Origin of the sequence: Sporosarcina sp. BI001-red (assembly GCF_003384035.1) — a bacterium.
Taxonomy (GTDB): domain Bacteria; phylum Bacillota; class Bacilli; order Bacillales_A; family Planococcaceae; genus Sporosarcina.
This window is the reverse complement of record NZ_QQAK01000012.1, coordinates 293,626-317,242: the sequence shown is the minus strand read 5'-3', so window position 1 is coordinate 317,242 and position 23,617 is coordinate 293,626. Positions and strand designations below refer to the sequence as shown.

General features: G+C 36.3%; 23 protein-coding genes and 2 pseudogenes. 1 reads left to right on the top strand and 24 read right to left on the bottom strand.

The genetic code is table 11. From position 1 onward, the window contains the following. Positions 1-91: 91 nt before the first annotated feature. The 7 genes from DVB69_RS11000 to DVB69_RS10970 all read right to left on the bottom strand — a co-directional run bounded on the left by DVB69_RS11000 (position 92) and on the right by DVB69_RS10970 (position 5,513). Positions 92-499: an NUDIX hydrolase gene (locus DVB69_RS11000; RefSeq protein ID WP_116019145.1), complete on the bottom strand. Its 408-nt coding sequence runs from the start codon at positions 497-499 to the stop codon at positions 92-94. A 139-nt stretch (positions 500-638) separates the two neighbouring features. Further along, positions 639-1,259, bottom strand: coding sequence for a class I SAM-dependent methyltransferase (locus DVB69_RS10995; RefSeq protein WP_116019144.1), 621 nt, complete (start codon positions 1,257-1,259; stop codon positions 639-641). A 240-nt stretch (positions 1,260-1,499) separates the two neighbouring features. After that, the gene (locus DVB69_RS10990) at positions 1,500-1,994 is read right to left on the bottom strand and encodes a GNAT family N-acetyltransferase (RefSeq protein ID WP_370452962.1); all 495 of its coding nucleotides are present in this window, start codon (positions 1,992-1,994) and stop codon (positions 1,500-1,502) included. A gap of 99 nt (positions 1,995-2,093) precedes the next feature. Continuing rightward, on the bottom strand, positions 2,094-2,882 hold the full coding sequence (locus tag DVB69_RS10985) for an ABC transporter ATP-binding protein (RefSeq protein WP_116019142.1): 789 nt from the start codon (positions 2,880-2,882) through the stop codon (positions 2,094-2,096). Between the two features lie 654 nt (positions 2,883-3,536). After that, positions 3,537-4,169, bottom strand: a complete 633-nt coding sequence (locus DVB69_RS10980; RefSeq protein ID WP_116019141.1) for a type 1 glutamine amidotransferase family protein — start codon at positions 4,167-4,169, stop codon at positions 3,537-3,539. A gap of 77 nt (positions 4,170-4,246) precedes the next feature. After that, positions 4,247-5,209 (bottom strand): helix-turn-helix transcriptional regulator, encoded by a 963-nt coding sequence (locus DVB69_RS10975; RefSeq protein WP_116019140.1) that lies wholly within the window; start codon positions 5,207-5,209, stop codon positions 4,247-4,249. Between the two features lie 70 nt (positions 5,210-5,279). Further along, entirely contained in the window at positions 5,280-5,513 is a 234-nt protein-coding gene (locus DVB69_RS10970) for a hypothetical protein (protein ID WP_116019139.1), read from the bottom strand. Positions 5,514-5,933: 420 nt separating this feature from the next. Between DVB69_RS10970 and DVB69_RS10965 the strand changes: the two genes are divergently transcribed. Next, a complete protein-coding gene (locus tag DVB69_RS10965; RefSeq protein WP_116019138.1) occupies positions 5,934-6,320 on the top strand; it encodes a DUF3888 domain-containing protein in 387 nt (128 codons plus the stop codon). A 192-nt stretch (positions 6,321-6,512) separates the two neighbouring features. On the opposite strand, the gene DVB69_RS10955 is transcribed toward DVB69_RS10965, so the two are convergent. The 17 genes and pseudogenes from DVB69_RS10955 to DVB69_RS10860 all read right to left on the bottom strand — a co-directional run bounded on the left by DVB69_RS10955 (position 6,513) and on the right by DVB69_RS10860 (position 23,557). Next, positions 6,513-7,088 carry a histidine phosphatase family protein gene (locus DVB69_RS10955; protein WP_116019136.1) on the bottom strand — a complete coding sequence of 192 codons (576 nt, stop codon included), beginning with the start codon at positions 7,086-7,088 and terminating at the stop codon, positions 6,513-6,515. A 133-nt stretch (positions 7,089-7,221) separates the two neighbouring features. Further along, on the bottom strand, positions 7,222-8,496 hold the full coding sequence (locus DVB69_RS10950) for an acyl-CoA thioesterase/bile acid-CoA:amino acid N-acyltransferase family protein (RefSeq protein ID WP_116019135.1): 1,275 nt from the start codon (positions 8,494-8,496) through the stop codon (positions 7,222-7,224). 246 nt (positions 8,497-8,742) lie between these two features. Then, positions 8,743-9,282 carry a GNAT family N-acetyltransferase gene (locus tag DVB69_RS10945; protein WP_116019134.1) on the bottom strand — a complete coding sequence of 180 codons (540 nt, stop codon included), beginning with the start codon at positions 9,280-9,282 and terminating at the stop codon, positions 8,743-8,745. A 522-nt stretch (positions 9,283-9,804) separates the two neighbouring features. Further along, positions 9,805-10,188: pseudogene (locus DVB69_RS10935) on the bottom strand (ankyrin repeat domain-containing protein); the annotation flags it as partial. 254 nt (positions 10,189-10,442) lie between these two features. Next, on the bottom strand, positions 10,443-10,934 hold the full coding sequence (locus DVB69_RS10925) for a DUF5412 family protein (protein ID WP_233505372.1): 492 nt from the start codon (positions 10,932-10,934) through the stop codon (positions 10,443-10,445). A 757-nt stretch (positions 10,935-11,691) separates the two neighbouring features. After that, positions 11,692-11,937, bottom strand: a pseudogene (locus DVB69_RS10920) (group II intron reverse transcriptase/maturase); the annotation flags it as partial. A gap of 837 nt (positions 11,938-12,774) precedes the next feature. Beyond that, positions 12,775-13,239, bottom strand: a complete 465-nt coding sequence (locus DVB69_RS10915; protein ID WP_116019130.1) for a GNAT family N-acetyltransferase — start codon at positions 13,237-13,239, stop codon at positions 12,775-12,777. 343 nt (positions 13,240-13,582) lie between these two features. Next, entirely contained in the window at positions 13,583-13,864 is a 282-nt protein-coding gene (locus DVB69_RS10910; RefSeq protein ID WP_199562851.1) for a hypothetical protein, read from the bottom strand. A gap of 1,331 nt (positions 13,865-15,195) precedes the next feature. After that, positions 15,196-15,693: a P-loop nucleotide/nucleoside kinase family protein gene (locus DVB69_RS10905; protein ID WP_116019129.1), complete on the bottom strand. Its 498-nt coding sequence runs from the start codon at positions 15,691-15,693 to the stop codon at positions 15,196-15,198. A 138-nt stretch (positions 15,694-15,831) separates the two neighbouring features. Further along, a complete protein-coding gene (locus DVB69_RS10900) occupies positions 15,832-16,071 on the bottom strand; it encodes a hypothetical protein (RefSeq protein ID WP_116019128.1) in 240 nt (79 codons plus the stop codon). An 88-nt stretch (positions 16,072-16,159) separates the two neighbouring features. Then, complete coding sequence (locus tag DVB69_RS10895; protein ID WP_116019127.1) at positions 16,160-16,888, bottom strand: Fic family protein; 729 nt, start codon at positions 16,886-16,888, stop codon at positions 16,160-16,162. Positions 16,889-17,085: 197 nt separating this feature from the next. Beyond that, positions 17,086-17,760 (bottom strand): hypothetical protein, encoded by a 675-nt coding sequence (locus DVB69_RS10890; protein ID WP_116019126.1) that lies wholly within the window; start codon positions 17,758-17,760, stop codon positions 17,086-17,088. A 438-nt stretch (positions 17,761-18,198) separates the two neighbouring features. Beyond that, positions 18,199-20,016, bottom strand: coding sequence for a group II intron reverse transcriptase/maturase (gene ltrA, locus DVB69_RS10880; RefSeq protein WP_483315846.1), 1,818 nt, complete (start codon positions 20,014-20,016; stop codon positions 18,199-18,201). 850 nt (positions 20,017-20,866) lie between these two features. Further along, entirely contained in the window at positions 20,867-21,232 is a 366-nt protein-coding gene (locus DVB69_RS10875; protein ID WP_116019125.1) for a DUF5412 family protein, read from the bottom strand. Positions 21,233-22,145: 913 nt separating this feature from the next. Continuing rightward, on the bottom strand, positions 22,146-22,865 hold the full coding sequence (locus tag DVB69_RS10870; protein ID WP_116019124.1) for a Fic/DOC family protein: 720 nt from the start codon (positions 22,863-22,865) through the stop codon (positions 22,146-22,148). A 3-nt stretch (positions 22,866-22,868) separates the two neighbouring features. Beyond that, the gene (locus DVB69_RS10865) at positions 22,869-23,054 is read right to left on the bottom strand and encodes an antitoxin VbhA family protein (protein ID WP_116019123.1); all 186 of its coding nucleotides are present in this window, start codon (positions 23,052-23,054) and stop codon (positions 22,869-22,871) included. Positions 23,055-23,215: 161 nt separating this feature from the next. Next, positions 23,216-23,557: an NIPSNAP family protein gene (locus tag DVB69_RS10860; RefSeq protein WP_116019277.1), complete on the bottom strand. Its 342-nt coding sequence runs from the start codon at positions 23,555-23,557 to the stop codon at positions 23,216-23,218. Positions 23,558-23,617: the final 60 nt, after the last annotated feature.

The following is a 23,617-nucleotide window of genomic DNA, read 5'->3' as shown; positions in this document are numbered from 1 at the left end:
CATACTCGAACTTCCTTGTTTTTAAAACTTAACTCAAATCGGTTATTCACTGATGCCACCTCTTTTTCGGTTTTCTATTCAGATAAAACAGTTAAAAGTCAATAAAAAAAGGATGTGTAGTCCTGTCTAAACAGTATTCGATCCTTTGTTTGAAGTTTTTCCAAGTTACCATTTCCAATGCTTTCTCTATTGGGAAAAACCCTACTTCTAAACTCTCAGGACTGGTAGTTGGCTGTCCCCCAATATCTTTTCCTAGAAAGAGCGTGTTGCAAATAGACCGTTCTACATTTTGAAAGATTCCGCAAAACTTGACGATTTCTATTTCAATCCCCGACTCTTCTTTCGTTTCTCGGACTGCAGCTTCCTGAATAGATTCCCCTTCTTCAACCTGCCCGCCCGGCATCTCCCAACCCCTGCGTGGTCCTTTTATTAACAGAAGCTCATTTTTGTCGTTTAATACAATCGCTGCGGCAGAAACAATATGTTTTGGTGGTGTCATTCTATTCATCCCCCTTAAATCTGTATATTTTCCCCGTGGGCTGATTTAGGTGTTTCCTTCCTTTTCCACTCCATCTGAATGTGACTTGCGGTTAAAAATAAAGAGTGGCAAAAGTTTAAACTCTTGCCACTCTAACTTTTCAAGCCGAAATAATGAATAGGCCGCCACAATGTGAGATTGGATAAAACTCACACGTATGCTGTAGCGAAGTTTTGATTTCATCATGTACAAAATAGAATTCATCGTTATCCCAGGAATCCTTATTTTCTTCATGACAACGATCCAAGAGTTCCCTGTTTTCAAATGCGATGTCGCCAATGAGCAGTTTACCGCCCTTTTTTAGAAGAGGGATTAAGTCAGATATAAATGCTGTTTTTTCATCATCAGGCAAATGGTGTAATGTGTACGTGCTAATAATAGCATCATACGTATTTTTAAGAATGTTTGGAGGCAATCCTGCTGAAATATCCCACTCAAACAAGTTAGCAGCGGGCATTTTAGATTGAGCAATGGAAATCATTTTTGATGAAAAGTCTATCCCATCGATTGCGTGACCATTTGCATACAGTTTACTAGATAAGACACCTGTTCCAAATCCAATGTCTAAGACTTGAGAATGCTCCGTTTGCATCACTTCATTAAAAATAGTATTCAGTATTTCCTTATATCCAGCAAAGGGGTAAAGGTCTTTTTCTTCACTGATTTGCACGGTTTTGTCATAATCATCCGCCCATAAGTTAAATCCTTGGTTTGTTAACATGAATGCTCCCCCAATAATTATCAAATTTACGAGCATTCAATTTAATTTTTCATCGAATTACTCGTAAGATCCTCCAGTAGAATGCTCTTCTTGAGTACAATTAAATTTATAGTGCATTTTCATCACACCTTTCAATATTATAGTTTAAATTTTACCATAAATCTTGGAATATTACATCCCGTTTTCTGAGTAATCAGTGGATAATTTTTAGTTCAATCGGAGTATACTTGTGATATTAAATTAAAGAAACAATACCATTAAGTCTTCATCAAAATAGCTATCATCTAGCTTTAATGCTTGTTTCTCGGTACCGAAAATTTCAAATCCCAATGAAATATATAGTTTTTTTGCTGATTTGTTTGTCGTAACCACAGTTAGATAGACTTGCTCCACACCATCCAATTCTTTTGCCATCGTAATCGCTTCATTCACTAAAGCCTTCCCAATGCCTAAACCTCGTTTACTTGGAGAAACGTACATGGCAACAATAGTTGTACGATGGCGGAGTTTAATCCGATGTTCTTTAACTAGCGTAATGATACCAACAAGTTCACCATCTTCAATAGAACCAAATGTAATGGAGTCGCGTGATTGAAATCTTGTTCTGTATTTATCGACAGGTTGATCTTTTTCTTCTTCATATGTAGAACCGAATGACTCGGGACTGTTTTGTAAAGCCTCTAATCTTAACGTCAGATACTTTTCTGCATCTTGTGCAACTAAACGCCTTATCACTATGTATTCCCCCGCAATTATATAGGATTTTCTTCTAGCTTTTCCAAGCCTAGTGCGGTCTCTGTGCCACCAACACTGACTCCCCTTTTATATTCATACTCACACGTCTGCAGTTACAGTCAAATAAGGTCTGCCTTGGGACCAGTTTAATGATAAAGGGACTTTGAATGTTTCAGTTACGAGCTCGTCTTTTAGCACTTCTGCTTTTGGACCTGCTGCTACAATTTCGCCGTCTTTCAATAGCAACACATGAGAAATTTCTTTCACTAGCTCTTCAATGTGGTGGGTTACATAGACAATATGACATCCGCTGGACGCAGCTTTCTCCAATGAATTCAAAAACTGTTCGCGCGACAAAATGTCTAACCCTGAACACGGTTCATCCAAAATGAGCATGTCCGGATTACTCATAAGTGCACGTGCGATGAGTACTCTTCTCTTTTCGCCTTCTGATAATAAGTTAATCTTTTTCCCTTTTAGATAAGATAGCCTGAAATCATCCAAGAGCTGATATGCGCGCATCCAATCCTCTTCGTGAATTTCCTCATACAAACCAAAACTGGCATGCTTGCCGCTTACAATAACGTTTTCCACCGATTCACTTTGAAAAAATTGTGCGAACCGTTCTAGTGAACTACTGACGAATCCGATTCTTTTTCGCAACTCGGGCAAGTTTGTTTGACCAAACCGGTTGCCTAGAACGATTGCTTCCCCGCTGGACGGAAAGTTATTTGCTGAAATGATATTTAGCAAGGAGGTCTTACCTGAACCATTCAATCCTAAAATCGCCCAGTGCTCTCCTTTTTGAATGTTCCAGTCGATCTGATTTAATATCGACTTACCCCCCCGCTTAAAATTTACATGTTGTAATGACACGATAGATTCCACTTAAATCCCTCCCATTTCAAAATCTAGATACTACGGATATTTTATATTTCAGACTTCTTTCGATAAATTATATGTATGGAATGATTTTACTCTATCTGAAAAAACGATCGTTTGCACGCGGTAACCCGGTTCTATACTCTGTATTAGGTATTATTTTGACTCATTCATTAATCGTAAGAGCTGTAGCCCATCAGAATTGTAACCGACATATCCCCATTTTACCAACTCTCTTTCAGATACATACATATTCATTTTATCACCATACCAACCTGTGTCTTTGAAATTTAAAAGTTAAAAAACCTGTTTAGGCACTATTTCGGAGGCAACTTTACCAGAAGTATTTTAAACAATTTGAATTTACACGTCAATAGTAGGAGCACGGTATGCCCGATTATGGCAAGGTAGAAACTCTCCCTGTATCTTTACTTCATGACTGTTTAATCCGTGAGTGTATGTTAATAAATATCTAGGATAGTTCCATAGAATTTTTTAGATTTAAGAAAAGGAAGGTCTTAATTACCGAGTCATCCTAGAAACACCTTTCTAAAATGGAAAAGCATCGCAAAATGCGATGCTAATTAATGAGTATAGATAGTGAGTAACAATAAATTCTAAACCGAACCTGTTAAAAATTTCCGGGTTGGTTTTTTTAGTTCATCTACTTACCGAATTCATTAATTGGAAGAAGTATTCTGGTTTGTGAGTCTTGTTTAGGTTATACCATGAATGCAATGTATCTGGTGTAAATACATCTAATTTTTTCATTACTTCCATCGCAAATTCCAAAGGAGCTACTCCTGATGCAGTAACCAAATTCTCGCCAGATACGACAGGCCCCATCTCGTAAAACTTTTCTCCATTATAATTAGGACAGACCATTTTAATATACTCTAGGTCATTGCTTGTATGCTTTCTAGAATCTAGGTATCCGGTATTTGCCAGTCCCTCAGTTGCACCACAAATAGCAGCAACAATAGTACCAATCTCTAAAGCATCTCCAACCCTTCCTAAGATAGGTAGATGAATATCTTCCCCCCAAGTATTCCCCCCAGGTAAAATTAAGAGATCCATTCCCTCGAGAACACATTCGTTAATGGAAATATCCGGTTTTATATTCAACCCTCCCATCGTAGTAATAATTTCTTTATTAGCTCCTACTGTAATTACTTTTAAAGGTGCTAAATCCTTTTTGAAATATCTCCCTGAGTTTAGTTCAGCAATTAAATATCCATATTCCCAGTCTGACATTGTATTAAAAACATAAAGAAACACTTTTTTTGTTTGCATCGAATAACACTCCATTCACAATTAATATAGCCAAATATAACATAACTTCACTGACATCTAGCGTCAGTGAAGTTATGTTATATTTGATGAAACTTTATTAATTCCGCCAAAAATTCAATCATTCTTTTCTTAAGACTAATTGGCTCAATAACTCGAATAGATTTACCGTACGGCAAAAGTAAATTAGGTACGTATGTATGCATCATCTCTTTTTCAAGATGAAATACTGCTTGATTTGAGGTGCGCTCTTGTAAATAATGACCCAAAAACCAATGTTGGCAAATATCCCCCAACACCCTCTCATCTCCATTAATAACCAAAGAAATAATCCCTTCCTTATCATCCATAGTAGGGAGAAGATTCCCCATAAAAAATTCACGTGCTGAAAAATTTTCTGGTTGGTGAAACGTATCTTCGGTTCGTATTAGACTTTCCATTCGATCTACCCTAAAACTACGGATATCATTCCTGAGATGACAGAACCCAATCATATACCACTTATTATTCCAATAAATAATTTTATACGGATCTACCAGTCTATACTTTAAATGCTCTTGGCCACTTTTATGGTATAGAATTTTTACAGAGAATCCATCGGACACCGCTTGCTCCAACTCATTCAAAAAAGGTTCCATAGCAAGCGGACTTAATCGAGATATTACTTCAAGACTGGTTAAATGTTGGTTTATCTTTGATTCTTGCTCTTGGTTCGAGTATTTACCTAGCTTTGAAATAGCCCTATCTAGTGCTTCACCACCATAATACCCTGCTTCTTCAGCGAAACTTGCAGCGTGAAAGAGTGAAGTTTGCTCCTGAAAATCAAAAAAAAGAGGGGCTTCAATAAAATTATTCAACAAAGTGTATCCACCATTATGTCCCGCGTCTGAAATTATAGGTACACCACTTATTGAGAGTGTATCAATATAACGATATACAGTTCTAATATTCACCTCCAACTTTTCTGAAATTTGTTTTGCAGTAACTTTTTCACCTGACCTAAGCATCCATAGAATGGCAAGTGAATTGTCAACTTTAGCCATAGAAATCCACCTCTTTACGGAGTTTATTATCTATTATACAAGTTTATATTTTTATTTAGGAGAACACCCATTAGTCTATAATAGTCATTGGGTGAGCCATGGATTCACCATTAACTTGAATCTCTATCGTGTCATGATACTGATCCATTGTTAAAGAATAGACATATTGCCTTACATCGTTATCTTTCGGTTTCACTTCGTTCAACTTGACAAGCACTGTCGTACCCACTGTTTCTAAACTGGCTTTAACATCTTTTAGAGATTGAAAAACCATGTAATATAATTTGCCACTACTGTTAACCACTTGAAGTTGCTCATAGGGATTTATTGCTTCCGTTATTCAATAAATTCAAATTCAAAACTCCATTCTTAATACAACGATCTGGCTCTATTACTAAAAAAAGTTGCAATCCTTAGGACGGAATTGCCCTCGATTATGTAAGATGTCATCTGTTGTTATCGGTCAATTTTTTCAATAACTCTTTAATTTCTTCATTTTGCGTTGTCCCTTTTCTTAGTTGAGAGTCGATTGACCATAGGAAAATTATGATAATAGAAAAACCTATTAAAAACCCCAATACAATTCCCTCCTCAGTTCTTTAACGATTATATTGCCCCGATTGAAGAACATTTTGACCGTTTTTTTTGTTTAACACACCCTCATAAGTTTAATAAAAATTACTTAATTGTTCATACTAAAATTAGCATTGAATGGAGGATTTTTATGAAAAAAAGCCTTTTATTATTGATTGCTTGCTTGACCCTTTTCTCTTATTCCCCTGTCAAATCCAAAAATGTAACCGAAAATGATCTACAATTGCGTGATGACGTGATTTTTACTATGCTTTATCCCTTTATTGAAAAGGAATTGGAGAAGCAGTATGGCGAAGGCAAACAAATTGAGTGCGAAAAAATTATCAAAATTGAAAGGCTGCCCGTAGGCACTTACTTATTTAATATTACCGTGCAGGCGATAACATTTGAAGATGCCCACGGTCCTCCTAATGATCTAGTGACAATCACTTTTAATAACGAAACCTCCCAAGATTGGCACGCTATTGATTTCAAACAAAAAAGATTAAAGGAAAATGAAATACCAAAATGCGACTAAACGCAGGCATCCTTTGTAATAAGAGGCGCTTTTACCTTAAGAGAAAATTCCAACCATTTGTCCCTATTCATGAACAACCTTGTACGGTTAACGCCCCTGTTTGACTGAAAAGAGAGCAAATCCTTATGCCTGAATTGCCTCCTCTTGCTGAAAGTTATAAAAGAATTGAACTCACAATTGCACAGTTTTTGGTCAGCATCTAATTTCAAACCAACCTGTTTCATCCAGAAAATCTTTTCTTGACAAACTATAGCCAGAAATAAATTGGCGATATGCAGTAATCGTACCATCGTGCGAAACTACATAAATTTTATTTCTTTTTAACAACTTCAAACTCGCAATAAATTCGCGTGCAATCTTATTGTATTCACTATCACACATAGTATTAATACCACTAGACCATAAATTAGAAGACGCGTACGTATCTAATTCTAGTTCTGGATAATCTCTTTTTATTATTTCCAAATCAATAATTTCGTCACAAGGCAATGTCTTACCATCTTTACGAGTAGGGAATATACGCGGAGAAACAAATGGACTTACAATCTTACGACAGTCAATATTCTTAGTCCAAATTAGAGCTGTCTCTATGGTTCTTTTAATAGGACTAATAAATATAATATCCTTATCTGTTAAAGTGAACTTTTCATTTAACAATTTCGCTTGATTTATTCCTTTTATAGTTAGTGAAGGACTCTTTAAGTACAAGCTATTAGGCATGTCTAGTGTGTGTTCTCCCTGGCCATGACGAATAAATATCAACTCCACTTGATCACCACCACTCATAGGTAATATTTAAAATAAATTGTTCACATCGCAACTCGTGTTTCTTAATCAATTTGGCTCGATTTAAGCACAAACCTTGTATCGTTAAAGCACCCTTTTGCTGAGCTCCCATAGATTAATCTAATCTAGAGGTTAGGGTTTCATTAAAAAAGACGACTGTTCTTCGCCAAGCGTCAAATTGAGCCTGTGAGTTATCTTTAGGTGTTCCTCCAAGTAATAACTTCCCATTTCCAAATGGAGACATGGCAGATTGTGTAGTTGGAAATCCTGGAGCCGAAAAAGAATGACCAGCTTTCGGAAAGTTGATATGTTTGAAATTGTAAGGATGGTTGTGTTTTTTCAATCTAGTTATTACTTTTTCAGACAAGATATCAGCTGGCCAAAGTTGGTCATCACCACCAGAAATCAAAAGAATAGAACCCTGAATATCTTCGACTGCAATCTCTGCTTGTTTCTCACCTTCTGCCCAATATTGGTAGGTTTCACGCCAGGATATCGGTTTACTTGTATGTATTGCCTGTTCCAATTTCTTCGTGACCTCCATGGGAACCTTGCCATAGGAAAATGGTAACGATTGCCCCTTATATTGCCAAGAAGTTAAACCAAGTCCTGATTGACCTATTCCTGGATAAACAACTCCACTAGGCACATATCCAACAACGGCCTTGATTGATGGAAAGATTGATGCACTTAATAATGCTAGTTCCCCACCTTTAGATGTTCCAAATACACCTAATTTGTTGGAGTCAACATTCGGATTACCGTTCAACCAATCTATTGCTTCTTCGATATAATCCAAGGGAATATTCACTAGCTCTTTTGGTAAGTCTTCAATACCAAAGTACGCCAATGCTAACGTGTTAAATCCATGCGATGCCAACAATGCAGCATTGCTTTCCCTTAACCCACCTTCAGATCCACCCAATACGATAACAGTGGGTAAAGGTCCGGCATTAGAGTGATAAAAGAATATTCCGATAAGTCCTCGTTCACGTACTGGAAGTCTATCCACTTTAAGCGAAACCACCTCTCGGATTATCGAGGTGAATGCCAAAACTTCTTGCCCTCTCATTACAAATAGCTTTGTTTCCAATGGTTTTAAAGGGGTCCTTCTTTTTGGTTTATCATTCGAGACAGGTGACATAGACCAAAAAAGACCAGTCACATCAGGAGTTAAGTATGTACCAGATATAGGCTTCGCAGTTGCTGAATTGATTTCCCCTTCGTCATTAGACATAAGTTCTGCAAACGACTCCCAATTCTTGCCAAGGTTGTCGCACATTTCAGCTTTTAACGTTACAACCTCACACGGTGGAAGATTGGTGATTCGGATTTCCAATGCTGTATCTATAAAGGAACTGTTTTGTGTAACATGGAATTTAGGTTTCATTGCTATCCTCCACGTATATTTTTTGGTATTAAACAAGATGGTCCGTTACTGAAAAGTGTGCAAATCCTTGTTAAACAATCGCTCCGTTTGCTAAAGATTGTTATTGAAGTAATCTGCGCTTCATTACGGTTCGCGGAAGCGTGCACTTTTTTGCACGGCTAATGTTGTGCTTTCTTTTTGCATTTTTACTATTGACTTCGCATAGTTGGTCTTATACTGTACGATGCACTATTCAAATTGTTAGCTTTATAATCCGAGTCTGGCACCTACTTCTGCATACTCTATATCTTTTCTTTCTGCATTCCAATTACCCCCTGTTTGTCCGTCCCATATCGCTCCTGTTTCAATGAAACCGACAGACGCATACAACTTCCGGGCGGCTTCGTTTACCAGCCAATATGATAGAGAGACTGCATCGGCTTTTCCTTGTGGAAACGACATTATGTAATCAATAACTTTCATCATGGCTTGTTTGCCAAATCCTTTGCCCTGATGCTTTACATCAATCATAAAGCGATTAATTCCATAAGTGGATTTATCTCCATATTTTTCACGTAAAAATGAACTTTCCGCCTGTTTGTAAAATCCCATATCGACATATCCTATGACTTCATCATGATGGCATATAGCGAAGATCATAGGAGGCTTTTCGTCGTTGAGTATCCTCACATAGGCTCTAGCTAAAGAATATATGCTGGAATCCACATTCCCTTTCTGCTCATCTGTTATGCTTAACTTCAACACCGCCTCAAAATTATCGTGGGTAATTTTTCTTAATTCAATCATTTTTCTTCCCTACTTCCGAAAAATTCTATTATTTGCCCTTTGTTATTCAATTATCCTGACCCGTTAGCAGAGAGGTTACCGCCTAATTTAACAATTGCACTCATTTTATTTCTCGCTTGTTAGTATTCAACATAATGGCCCTTTAACGGCATAATCCTAATTCCAGAATTGCACCCGAATGTTTAACATGTAATTTACATTTTACCCTGAGCTATCCATTGCCATATCCGCAGACTTCCTCCAAAAGATACTACAAATAGTCCAATTAGTAGTAAACTCCACAATGGTGTTTGTCCTATTTCCCTTATACCCTCGGAATTACTAATCACAAAAATTAAAGCACCAAAGAACATTAGATATAAAAATATATTAGGGATAATCCAAATAATCCTTAACTTTTTGTTCTTCAAAATATCAACCCCTAATTTTAAAGTAACCTGGATAATGGCCCTTTTGTTGAAAGAGAGCAGATCCCTGTTTCTGAATCGCTCACTATTAATAAACACCGTTTAGGTGATAATATTATTTTGCCCCATGCTCACGCAGATAATTAGCGACTTCCTCATTTTCATATTCTTTTGCATAAGAGAGAGCAGTATTTCCATCCTCATCTTCTGTATTAATTCTTGCACCCCTTTGAATGAGTAATTTTATGATTTCTAGTTGATTCCAACTGCTTGAAATTATTATTGGAGTGGTATTATTATTTGACTTTATTTCAATATCAGCACCATTTTCTAAAAGATATCGGACTAGTTGTATGTATCCATCGGCAGCAGCTTGGTATAGAGGAGAATGCCCCTCGACGTCCTTTACGTTCACGTCAGCACCTAAGGAAACTAGTAATTGCAAGATATCCAAATGACCTTCCTGTACCGTCCAGTGGAGAGGTGTACGTCCATCATCCTCAGCTTTATGATGTCTATTTCCAACTGTATGATTCTCTTTACCTTTTCCAACTGACCGTCATAAATAGCCCAAATTAATTCTCCTCTATACTTCTTCACTGTTTTCATCCTCAATCTTTTTTTTACTATTTTCCCCCTACCCATTTTAGTTCTCATTCTTACGCTATGCCACGATTAAAGTAAGTACTTTGCGACCCCTTTAAACGGTTCTAGTGGTGAAACAAACGCCTCAGTTAGTTTGACAATAAAAGATTATTCTTGATAACAAGTTTCATACTCATCCTTCATCAACCAACTTCGACACGCTAATCCTCTATCATGATAAATTTCTGTTTCCACATCTAATTTCATACTGTTGTTATAAGGTGCTGCGTTGGTTATGAGTAACGTTTTTTCATCTACCCAATCCAGAAGAATATTGTCATTTGCATCACTATAATAAATTATTTTCTTACTGTCATTCTCATGATGTTTTGTTATTTCTACCCACACATTAACTCCTCCTGCCGCACCACCATATGGTTCGTAATAAGCATTTGCCGTATATTCCTCAGTAGGCGATAAATCAGGACCAGGTCCGTTTTGGATGAATTCTTTATCAATATCATCAAATGTAAAAAAATACACCTTGTATACATAGATTGAGGATACCAATACAACCCCAAATAACATTGCAAGCAATAATTTTTTAGGAAATGGCTTCTTTTTAATAAATGAGATTACTATCTTAACCGATAATATCAAAAATATAATTCCTGTAACAAACGAAATTAAGAGACCCAACAAAATTAAAATAATAATCCCCCTCTTGCTCAGTTCAAATAATAATTACTCTTACACTATTCCACTACACGTAAACGATGGCCAGATTAATAAAAAGGATGCAATTCTTCTTCGAGAAATGTCTCCCGGTAGTGAACTGTTAATATAGTTTAGAGCCACTTAATTCATTGAAATAATATCAATACTTAAGGCTCAATATGTAGTCTATTTTAATCTTGTTAATCAATTTTTCAATCTCTTTGGCGTTTTTTACCGCTCCTGCAAACCCAGTAATTCAAAATCTATATGTTTTCATAACCGTTGAAGTGTCTACTGATAATTACACCCTGTCAGTAAAGCTAAAAAATAATGCTGGTTATTAAAAAGTTTTCTTGTTTTAAATTTTCATAATCAGGGGGAACCCTTTTCTTATCAACTTAACGTTTTCTTCGTATTTAAAATTATGGAATATTTTGGCATGTTTGAAGCGCAAACCTTATACCATACCGTTCAAGCCCCCGATTGAGGAAGGCTAAACAATCATTTTTAGTCCGTTTCAGGAATTTCCTTGAACAACAAACGGATGAAATAATCAATAACAACTCCATATATTAAGCACAAACAAAAATGTAATAAGAAACCTGCAAATAATATTTTGTGATTTTCGTAGTCATACAAAAATCCACTACTGTTAAGAGTTGTAAGTAAAAAAATCAGTAGTGGATCAATAGCGAAAACTAGTAGATACAACTTCTACGACGGATAAATGACTTATATCTTCAATCGTTAGTTCATCATATCCACATGTTTTACTACCAGTATTTCGTTTAATATTACGATGAGCTAATCGAATGTTTCCATCAGATTGCATTAAATCGAGTAATTCATAAAAGTTTTGACCATTGGCACTTTGAGCGTATAAAGAATCAAAATGATATTGCATATCATAATACTCGTTGTGCCTCAGTTTCTTACGTTTTAACAAGTCGGTGGCTCCTTTGGAGCTGAACCTCTATTAGTCTTACAAGAACCTTATTAATCGTTGAAAGACCTGTCTTGCATGGTTGAATGAATCTTTCATTAGCCTAGTGGCTATCCCTCCACGTTCATTACACGCTTCAACGGTACTGTGCCACCACTTTCACTGATATGAAGAAAGTTATACAGCCGCTAGTCTCACGACTATTTTCCTTTCCAACGCTTCACCGAGAGTAAGCCCTCCACGTTATCAGCTTACAACGTTGAGTTACATCTATTATCGAACAAATTTAGGTGCTTCCTATGAGCCTGTTAGCATCGCATGCGCCTATAACACAAGATGGATTTTTATATTGTCTATTCTTACTCATCCACAGCTAACCCTACATTTGGTAGTAAATACATTTGTATATAACGCGCGTCTAGACCCGTACATTCAGAAGTTCGTCAGCAATACAGTATGTTATTGTATTTACATTGCATTCTCACTATATCTGTTCAACCCAAGCATCATGATTTACACCACCCCATCGGGTAGGATATCGTCAGCCAAACTAAACTGTTACTGTAAATTCTCACGCCTATTAGCCGAGCTTATAACACGCTTTTCCTTACTAATCCGCGTGCTACTCGACGCAGGGGAAGCCTTTCGGAGCGTTACCTCCTCATTCGACTTCTCGATATAACCCTTCAGTTTTAGGTAACCTAAAACTGCCTAACCTTTACCGAAATTGTGTGACCACATTTCATTTGAGTTAGGAACATTTCGCACAAACAAACGCGCCCGATTAAGGAATACTCGGAATCGAGATATCTATAATACGTATCTCGGATTACAAATCACTTATAAGGTTTTCTCCATCGATATTCTCGTATTTGAATATCCTAGCTTCTTGTATAATCGATAAGCCCCCTCATTTTTTCCGAAAACACTTAATCCAATTGATTTTACTCCATGTGCTTTAAGCTTATCTTGAAGCTTTTCAATAGTATTCGTCCCAAAACCTTTACCTCTATGATTTTCATTTATTAAGATATGGTATAAATATGCTGCACTAATTTCTGGTATTACGTTGTACCACAGAAAACCTACTTGTTCATTTGAGTCAGCGTGTATTATATTGTGGACATATTGCCCCTCAGTAGCCAATCCATCTTTAAACATGTCATCTATCATCATTTTAGATTCTTCTAGTGCTTGCTCAAGTGTTAAGTTGAAATTTTGAGTGATTTCATTAGCATTGTCAGAAATAATAAAGTCTTTATACCTTTTAAATTCTACTTCGCCCACATTACTTAATTTAATCATTTTATCTCTCCGTTCTATAAAGAAGATCTGAACCTCGTTCTTTTACACTGGTAGAGGGAAGGTGTTGAGGGATTTCTACTAATACTTGGCCCGTTTGGTGCGCAACAGTTGTTCACTTAACGCACCCTTTAGCTGACTATTTCACATACGTTCCATTGTTAATTGCTTTACGATACTTTCCATCTTCCTCAATAGCTATTGCTTCATCCGGGTCTATGTCCTTAATAGAATAAAATTTCGTTCCTTTGCGATACTTATTTGAAAAGTTTCCAGAGTATGTTCCTTCCCTATCCGAATACTTAGTGAATTGCCCCCGTTTAACGAGGAAGGTGTGAGTCGTTCCTTATTTTGCTCCAACAAACTTTTTCGCCATAACTTTTACCATTAAAAATGAAACGACTGCAAAACCAACTAAAAAGAAAGCCAGAAACAAATAGGCTGCCCCTTCAAATCCTCTAACCGTTACAAAGCCAATGTAAAATAAAACAATTGCCGCTATAACTGTTATGATTCCTGGGATATTTCTCACTGGTAGAGAAAAATTCTTTTTGATTAAGCCCCAAGTGATCAACAGTACAATACTTCCCGATATAACAGCCGCTAGAAAAGGTACTAAAATCATCATTCTAATCAATCCATATTTAAAAATTTATTACTTAACTACTCAACTCGGAAAATGGCCCGTTTGAAGCACAAGCCTTGTGTCGTTAAAGCACCCGATTCGGTAATAGCGATAAATCCCAGAAACTATTCATCGTTTTAGCCGTGCGAAAACTGAGGAATTAAAAAAAATCAAAACGAACATTACAGAAAGACCAATTAAACCCGATCGCAAAATTATTGGTTCAACTAATAAAATTATAATGGTAAATAAAATACCCATAAGTACAAAACCAGTAAGAAGTCTAACTCCAAAACTCATCATATGGTTTCCTCCATTCGACTTAATCTGGCCCGTTTCTTGAATACTGTGATTAATCTTTCTCAATTCTATTATACCAGAATTGTCCATTTATGTGTATTGAAAGAATCTTCGTATCAGATGTATCCTCTTCACCTTATCATCCAAATACAATAAAAAAGATTGTTAATTACTTAAATTCCAAATAATACTACCTTTTGATAATCTATCTCTCCTCTGATACTGTTCTCGAAAACTTATAGCATTACTACCTGACACAACTTCACAAAAGGGTCTTACCGTTCTACAGGCGTTTGATTCATTACTTCCTTGGTCAGCTAGTTTGCCACAAGAGTTTTAGCGTTAATCGCCTATTCCGGTTGATCCGTTAATTACAAAAACGCTCCAATCCCTTGTGCCACAAGGGGTTGGAGCGTTTGATGAATTTTTAAAAATCACGTTAAGGTCGGTCTTCGCGATCAGTTGGGGCATAATACAATTGAGACCACAGTGCTTTATACCAACTTCTCTCAGGACGAACAACGCGAGGTATTAAAGAAAATGGATCAAGAATCCAAAGAGAGAAATGAACAGGAAGAAGATTCGGGAGGAATCACTCTTAACCCAACAGGAGAAAAAGAGTGACTAGAAATCCGTAAAGCGAAACAGTGATCTGTTCCTATGCGCTTCTAGATGCTATACAATTATATTGTCCATAATAAACCAGAATATACCCCATACCCTTGTCTGTATCGGCAGGCGATGCTATGGGGTATATTCTTGTTCAAATTGATTCGAAAGCTACTGTGACATCAATTCTCAAAGCATTGCCTTTGCTTCCAAAAGCCTTGAATGATTGCAACCACGAGAATGTACCACTCGTTGCCAAAGAATGTACCAGTGGTGTGAACATCAAGAATGTGTAAATGTAAAATGTTGAAAACCTAAAAAAATCATAAGCATAATCCTGTATCTTGAAAGAGGAATTAGGCTTATGATCTACAACAAACGCACCTGTTAGTTGAAATCTATGCAACGTTATATTGAACTCCCTGTTAATCATTTCCACTAAATTCTAAAATATTTAAACCCTCGGATGCTTTTGGTGCTTCAAAAAAATTAGTAACATGAATAAACACCGCTTCCGTATCAAAATCTGCTCTTTCAGGTTGTTCATTACGCCTTTGTGCAATTTGACGTAAGCATTGCTCGTTATTTAGATTAAGGAAAATTAGTTGATGGTTCGCATTGACATCTAATACCATATCCAAAAACCAAGTTCGTAGCTTTTGAGTATTAGCTGGAAAATCCATCACCACATCTGTACCGACACTTAATATATTTTGGACATGTTTTTTCACAAACGGCTTGATCTGCGCCGAAAATTTTAGATAGTCCTCAAATGATTCGATTTGATTCGGATAAAGAGATGAGAGCCATTCATCCTCAGACAACAGTACCGCATTTTTATCTATTGCCATTTGTTTTGATTTAGTTGATTTTCCTGCTCCCATTTTCCCGCAGAAAAAGTATAGCGTCCCCGATTGTTTCATCTTTTTTAAACCTCCTAGCTTATTTTAGTGATTGTTTCGCCACCTTGTAAAACATGTTGTTCAACAAAATGGCCCGATTGAGCACAAACCTTATGCAAGAAATGCCCCCGTTAGTTTGAATTTAAAATTAGTTCTGCACTAAAAAGGTACCACCCAAACTTTAAATCTATAATTATTACCTATTGTCCTTCTTGTGAAGACTCTGAATTCTTTCATCTCGGCAATTCTAAAAGCCAAGGAATAAGCTATTTTATAATCCGGTGTGTCATAACCATCATATAATCTTGCATACATTTCATTTCCTAGTGAATCGGCCCAAACATCTGCTTCATACAAGCTATCAAATATAATACTTTCTCTTTTCCATTGAAGTGTCATCTTTTAACCTCCTATCTAGAAATTGAAAGACGCGGCCGGATTGAAGCACAACTATTGGTTGCAAAAAAGCACCTCATAGAGATGCTTTTTAACTAATTGTACTTAGATATAAGTCAAGAGAGTCTTCTACTTCACGTTCTACTAATGCTATAAAATCGCTATAATCTTCTGTCGTATGTGCTTTGTCAAGAGCTTCATAATAGGCCAATCGATTTTCCACCTTAATAATGACAGGAGGAAATCCATCTTTCATTACTTCTAAATTCAGCAAAAGTCTAGAAGTTCGTCCATTTCCATCTATAAAAGGATGGATGCCAACAAAAATAGCATGTAACATCGCGCCACGCTCAACAGGATGAAGGTGAATTCCTTCGTTTCGATACCAATTCATCATTTGTTCCATTCTTTCTTGGATCAGATAATGCGCTGATGGTATATGTGTGGCACCCGAAATAAAGACTTGTTCTTTACGGTAAACACCCGCATACTCTTCATGAATTCCTTTAAGTACTAACCGATGTAAATTTTTTATTTGCCATTCAGAAAGAGATTCGTTCATTTGGACATTTTCTTCAACATAACTAATGGCATCCCGATGATTGATAACCTCCAAATGTTCTCTCAGTGTCTTACCACCGATTGTAATTCCTTCAAGGACCACTTTCGTTTCGTTCATGGTTAAGGTGTTTCCTTCAATCGCATTCGAATTATAGGTCCATTCTAGAAATAACTTTTCCCGTAAACTTTTCAATGTATATTTAGGCAAGGGACGAGCAGCATCTAATTGTGCCTTCTTTTTATTAATAACTTCAAACAAATGAGTAACCTCCCAAGTATACAAGTAGAGTATTTCTATTATTGTACCGCATATTGGAAAAGTTCTATACCTTATTGATAGTGATCATACTTTTTAAATTATAACGATGAGGTTTAAGTTAAAAATTTCTTTCGAAACTAAGCATCTCCAAGTAACTTTTGTTCTGCAAACGCACCCGTTAGTTGAAGAGGTAATTTTTATGTGCCTTGTATTTGAGTTTTTATAACTGAACAATCTTTACATAAATAATAGTAAATATTCATCTCTCCTAACTGAAAATCAACAACTGAAATGAGTTCCAGTTCTCCAAGGTCTTGTGTTATTGTGGCAATGTACTTCATTTCTTTTTTACAGATCGGACATTCTAAATCTTCAGGAACCTCTTCATACAAAGGAGCACCCAACACTCTACACAAGTACTCTGACCCAAATAGATCAAAAGCCAAATCATAATTTTCTTCATTAGTTGGAATATCTTCGTCTTTCATTTCGATAAGTTTTATATTTGTTTTAGGAAGTGGCACAGGTAGCTTATCTGCCTCATCCTGAATCCAAATATCCGTATTTTCTTGATTGATTATTTGAATGGATTTACCTCCATCACTTAACTTAAAATATTGAGGTTCCCAAACCATCGAACAATTCAAACACGAAAACAACGGTAAAGCAGTTAGTTCTTTAGCTTTTAAATCAGCGAGCCTATCATCATTTAAATCAAAATAAAATATTTGATGCATATGCTCCCCGCATAACTTACATAAGGGCAAGTCGCAGTCTTGTCCCCCAAAATGATGGTTATATGTATCAAGTCCTTCTATAACCCTATATCCTTTGGAACTCTTCCAATGACGACCAAATGGTTTCTTTGCTATAATTAAAACTCCTTTTTTATTAAATGAAATTAAAATTTGTTGCTTAAATCGATTATTCCTTCTTATGGCCCGATTGTGGTCCGTTGGTTAATTCTAATTTGTAGCATTTATTAATGCCCCCATTAATTCAGTTACGTTTCTTAAATAGCTAACTAGACGAAAGCTATTTAGGGCAAGAATTAGCAAAGAGATAGCTATAACAATCTTGATGAATTTTTCCATGTGTGTCTCCTTAATAAAACTGATAAGTTTTAACATTACTTCACAATTAATGACCCGTTTGGTGCGTAACAATTGTTATAGTGATAGGTAAACTTTTGAAGTTATCGCCAGCTTTTCCCCCACTTCACACCGTACGTGCGACTTTCATCGCATACGGCGTTCCAACTAATCCAATTCATTCAATACTTTTATGTATATGCAGGATGAAATGTAGAATCAGATTGCTTCGTTCAAGCAAAGCTCACGCAATTCATTGACCTTTTCAAGTTGTTTTCCATTTAACTTAAGAGCGTTTAAAAGCACATTTATTTTCTCTCGATTTCTCATATGAATGAGACGATGGACGGGCTTGTGTACCATCATTAGATTCCCATATGAATCATCTTGCGTTAGATGAAACGGTATTTTATGATGACAGTGACAGTCGTTCCGACCTAATTCAATACCTGTAACAGCACATTTTCCGTATTGTGCAATAAATCGGCTAATCCGATTGTCGTTATATTCAATGGAACGACTTGGTATATACTGATTCATAACATAAGCAAGCACTTGTTTATTAATTGCTCGCAAACTTTGATGAATTTTATTTCTACCTACGGTAGTGTAGTTACAGATTGATTGAGAGAAATTAAGATTCACTTTACAACGTTGGGCATGAAGGGGAACAATGACCATTCCTTTTATTTTATAAAGTTTACATTCGTACCCCTTATACCGTTTCTGTAAGGTTTTTGTGAATTCCTGAAACGTAGCCTCTTTCCTCATTTCATTTAAACGATTAAATAACGTTTTATTAAGACGATTGCTCAGCTCATTTAAATCTTTTGTAATGTGAGATGCTGCGGAATAATAATTCTGTATTCCCATTATTACCGTATTGAATCGCCAAACATTTTCCGGTGATTGGTGTTTCTGAATCGCCTTTATTGCTTGTTTAAGCTTTATCTGTGCATTATCCAGTGACTTTTTGGTCATATGGGATCGGGCGACATACAGCGATCTTTTATTGGTTTGCTTTCGATGTGCTTTAATACGAAACCCTAGAAACTCTGAAGAGTTTTTCTTTAAGTTAACCACTTTAGATTTTTCCTCGCTAATTTCAAGGTGAAGCCTTGTTTGAAGAAAATCCTTCACTGCATAATGCATTTTTATCGCTTGCGAACGAGTACGACAAAGTATTTTGAAGTCGTCAGCGTATCTCACAATATAACAATGTTTCAGATTCGATTTTTTCAATGCATTATATCTGCCAGCATATGATTGATAAGGTTTTTGTGTTTCAAAGCTTTCCCATTGATGACTAACCCACCAATCTAGTTCATTTAATACAATGTTAGACAACAAGGGCGATAATATTCCCCCTTGTGGGGTACCTTTGGTTGGGAATCCTTCTCCTATAATTTCGGCTTTTAAGAGACGTGAAATAATAGAGAGTAATGCTTTATCACGAATACCAAGTGACCACATTTGTTTCAATAATTTGGCATGATTTACATTGTCGAAGAATCCTTTAATATCGACGTCCACACAGTGATATAGACACGCCCGATTAATGAGCGTCTCGAACCTGGCTTTCGCATGATGTGTACTACGATTGGGTCTAAAACCATAGCTGTGTTTATAAAACTTTGCTTCGCAGATGGGTTCAAGCACTTGAAGAATACACTGTTGGAACAATCTGTCCCAAATTGTCGGAATCCCTAAAGGACGTGTTTTCCCATTCGCCTTCGGGATAAATACCCTTCGAACTGCTTTGGGTGAATAACGTCCAAACATTCGTTGTACCGTAGATACAACTTCTACAACGGATAATTGACTAATATCTTCAATCGTTAGTTCATCATATCCAGCCGTTGTACTGCCAGTATTTCGTTTAATATTACGATAAGCTAATCGAATGTTTTCATCGGATTGCATTAAATCGAGTAATCCATAAAAGTTTTGACCATCAGCACTTTTAGCATATAAAGAATCAAAATGATATTGCATATCATAATACTCGTTGTGCCTCAGTTTCTTACGTTTTAACAAGTCGGTGGCTCCTTTGGAGCTGAACCTCTATTAGTCTTACAAGAACCTTATTAATCGTATAAGAACTGTCTTGCATAGTTGAATGAATCTTTCATTAGTCTAGTGGCTATCCCTCCACGTTCATTACACGCTTCGACGGTACTGTGCCACCACTTTCACTGATATGAAGTAAAGTTATACAATCGTTAGTCTCACGACTATTTTCCTTTTCAACGCTTCATCAAGAGTAAGCCCTCCACGTTATCAGCTTACAACGTTGAATTATATCTATTATGGAACAAACTTAGGTGCCTCCTATGAGCCTGTTAGCATTGCATGTGCCTGTAACACAAGATGGATTTTTATATTGCTGATTCTTACTCATCCACAGCTAACCCTACATTTGGTAGTAAATACATTTCTATATAATGGGCGTCAAGACCCGTACATTCAGAGGTTCGCCAGCAATACAGTATCTTATTGTATTTACATTGCATTCTCACCATATTTGTTCAACCCAAGCATCATGATTTACACCACCCCATCGGGTAGGATTTCGTCAGCCAAACTAAACTGTTACGGTAAATTCTCACGCCTATTAGCCGAGCTTATAACACGCTTTTCCTTACTAATCTGCGTGCTACTCGACGCAGGGGAAGCCTTTCGGAGCGTTACCCCCTCATTCGACTTCTCGATATAACCCTTCAGTTTTAGGAAACCTAAAACTGCCTAACCTTTACCGAAATTGTGTGACCACATTTCATTTGAGTTAGGAACATTTCGCACCAGTTAACGCCCCCGATTACTGAAGTTCAATAAGAACCCTTTATTTCTATTCATCATTCAATCCTCTACAATTGTTTAATTTTTTTTACTTCTTCCTAAAATCATAGGTATCGTCAATAGCAATTTCTATATCATTAACAACAATATTTTCATTATTTACCCATCGTACTTCTTTAACATTTGGCATCACTAGAAAAATGTTCTTTCTTAAACCACTGTTAGAATCTTCTAGCACTCCCACATAGGTTAAATCGTTACCGAATATTAGCCCACCATTAAAATAAACCGTTATAATTTTCTCTCCGTCTGGTGAGATGTAAGTTCCTTCTTCATTTTCCTCATTCACTTCAATGCTACTTAGTTTTGGGTTTAATAACTGATAAATAAATATTATGCCAAACAAAATTGTGACTGCAAAGACCATTAGTAAAAGCTTTATTAACTTAGTCATTTTTCTCAAACCTTTCCATAAAATCATTTTTACTTATAATATTTTATGGACGAAATCGGTGCAAAGAGGTTCGAATTTTCTTTCCACTTAGAATAATTCGGTTTTTAATATTCCTTATTCGATTATTTGGCCCGTTTCTTGAATACTGTGATTAATCTTTCTCAATTCTATTATACCAGAATTGTCCATTTATGTGTATTGAAAGAATCTTCGTATCAGATGTATCTCGTCACCTTATCATCCAAATACAATAAAAAGATTGTCAATTACATAAATACCAAATAATACCACCTCTTGATAATCTACCTCTTCTATGATACTGTTCTAGAAAACTTATAGCATTACTACCTGACACAACTTCACAAAAGGGTCTTACCGATCTACAGGCGTTTGATTCATTACTTCCTTGGTCAGCTAGTTTGCAACAAAGGGTTTTAGCGTTAATCGCCTTTTCCGGTCGATCCGTTACTTACAAAAACGCTCCAATCCCTTGTACGACAAGGGATTGGAGCGTTTGATGTTTTTTTAAATATCACGTTAATGTGAGTCTTCGCGACCAGTTGGGGCATAATACAATTGAGACGACAGTGCTCTATACCAACTTGTCTCAAGAAGAACAACGAGCGGTATTAAAGAAAATGGATAAAGATCCTGAAAAGAGAAATGAAAGTGAAAACTATTCGAGGGAATCACTTTTAGCCCAACAGGAGCACAAGAGTGACTAGAAATTCGTAAAGCGAAACGGTGATTTACTCCTATGAGCTTCTAGATGCTATACAGTTATTTTGTCCATAATAAATAAAATTATACCCCATAGCCTTGTCTGTATCGGCAGACGATGCTATGGGGTAATTCCATGCTCAAATTTATTAGAACGGACTATGACATCCATTCTAGGCGCATTGGCTTAAAGTTATTTTTCATCAAGATCAATTTCAAAAGGTTTTTCTTCGTATTTAGAAACATCGTATTGTCCAATCACTTGATAACTACTAGACGCTGCATCATCAGGATTGAATTTATTGAAATTAACTACACCTAGTGCATCTGTTATCATACTCAAAAGATAGTGTGTTTCTGGGGCTTCTTCTACTGCAGCAAGAACCAGTGCATTTCGCAAGTATCCTGCATGTTGTGTAAGTAATTGAGCATTGAAGTCTAGCCTGCTTGCTTCAGCAAAAAGCTTCATGAAAATTGAAACTGTTCTTGTATTTCCTTCACGGTAAGGATGAATACGCCAAAGCTTTATCATAAATACAGCAAAATCTTTTACAAGATTAGGATTAGAATAGCTCCATTGTTTAGATTCAGACCATCTAAAAACATTTTCTAAATCAGACATAATGTGATCTTTATCGCTATAAGCAACAGATAATCCATTTAAAACTCGTTCACTTTTAGATATATTGACTGTTCGAAATTCCCCAGCCCATGAATACAGCTCATGAAAAAGAAAACGATGAATTATATGGAGACTTTCATAGTTATTAAAATCAATCTTTTGGGTGATAGATGAAATATCTACTATCCCTGCAATTAATAACTGTGCTTCAACGTCAATTAATTGTTCTTCATCCCGAATGTCTAAATTGTTGATTAAGGTGTTTGTATTAGGATAAATATAAGGATCCATAAATTACTGTGCAGCCCTTGTATATTTTTCAACAATCGCTTGCTTCAATTGACTGGATGATACTTGACCCTCTTCATATTGATTTAAAAGATTCTTTGTAAATACACTTGGTTTTCCACCGTCAATTGCGGCCATTCCAACTGCAAATTCTACTTGCTTTTGGCGTTCTATTCGTGAATTTTTATTCATAAATAACACCCCTCATTTGTTGTTACCTCAATTATAACAGTTTTCATGTACCATAAGACAGTCCGTTCACTTCATGATTTTAAATTTTCATTCGGAAATTTGCACAATTCAAAGGAAACTGTAACCAAACGCACCCGATTCTTGAAGAAAATCAGTTAACATTACTCCATCAAAGTTGTTTTTATTTCTTCGTTTCTAACTTCTAATAAATAGTTATTAATGACGTAATCCCTTCCACCATGCTTATCATACCAATCCTGAACTTGTTGCACGTGCGCTTCGTCACTTCTTACGCTATTTTCAATTTTAACGTAATCCTCGTAGCTATCATATTCCCAAATAGCGAAGATCTCGGTTGTTTTTTCATCTTTTGGGATCATCCATCTGCCGATTAATTGAGCACCATGCTTTAACTGATTAGGTAAGTTATTCTCATTGAAATGAGCATTAAATACATCAACAAATTCATTCTTTACAATGTAAAATTTCCTTCTATAAAACAAATTCACACCCCCCACTCCTCTGTAATAGTACTTAGGCTAAATGGCCCGTTTGGTGCATTG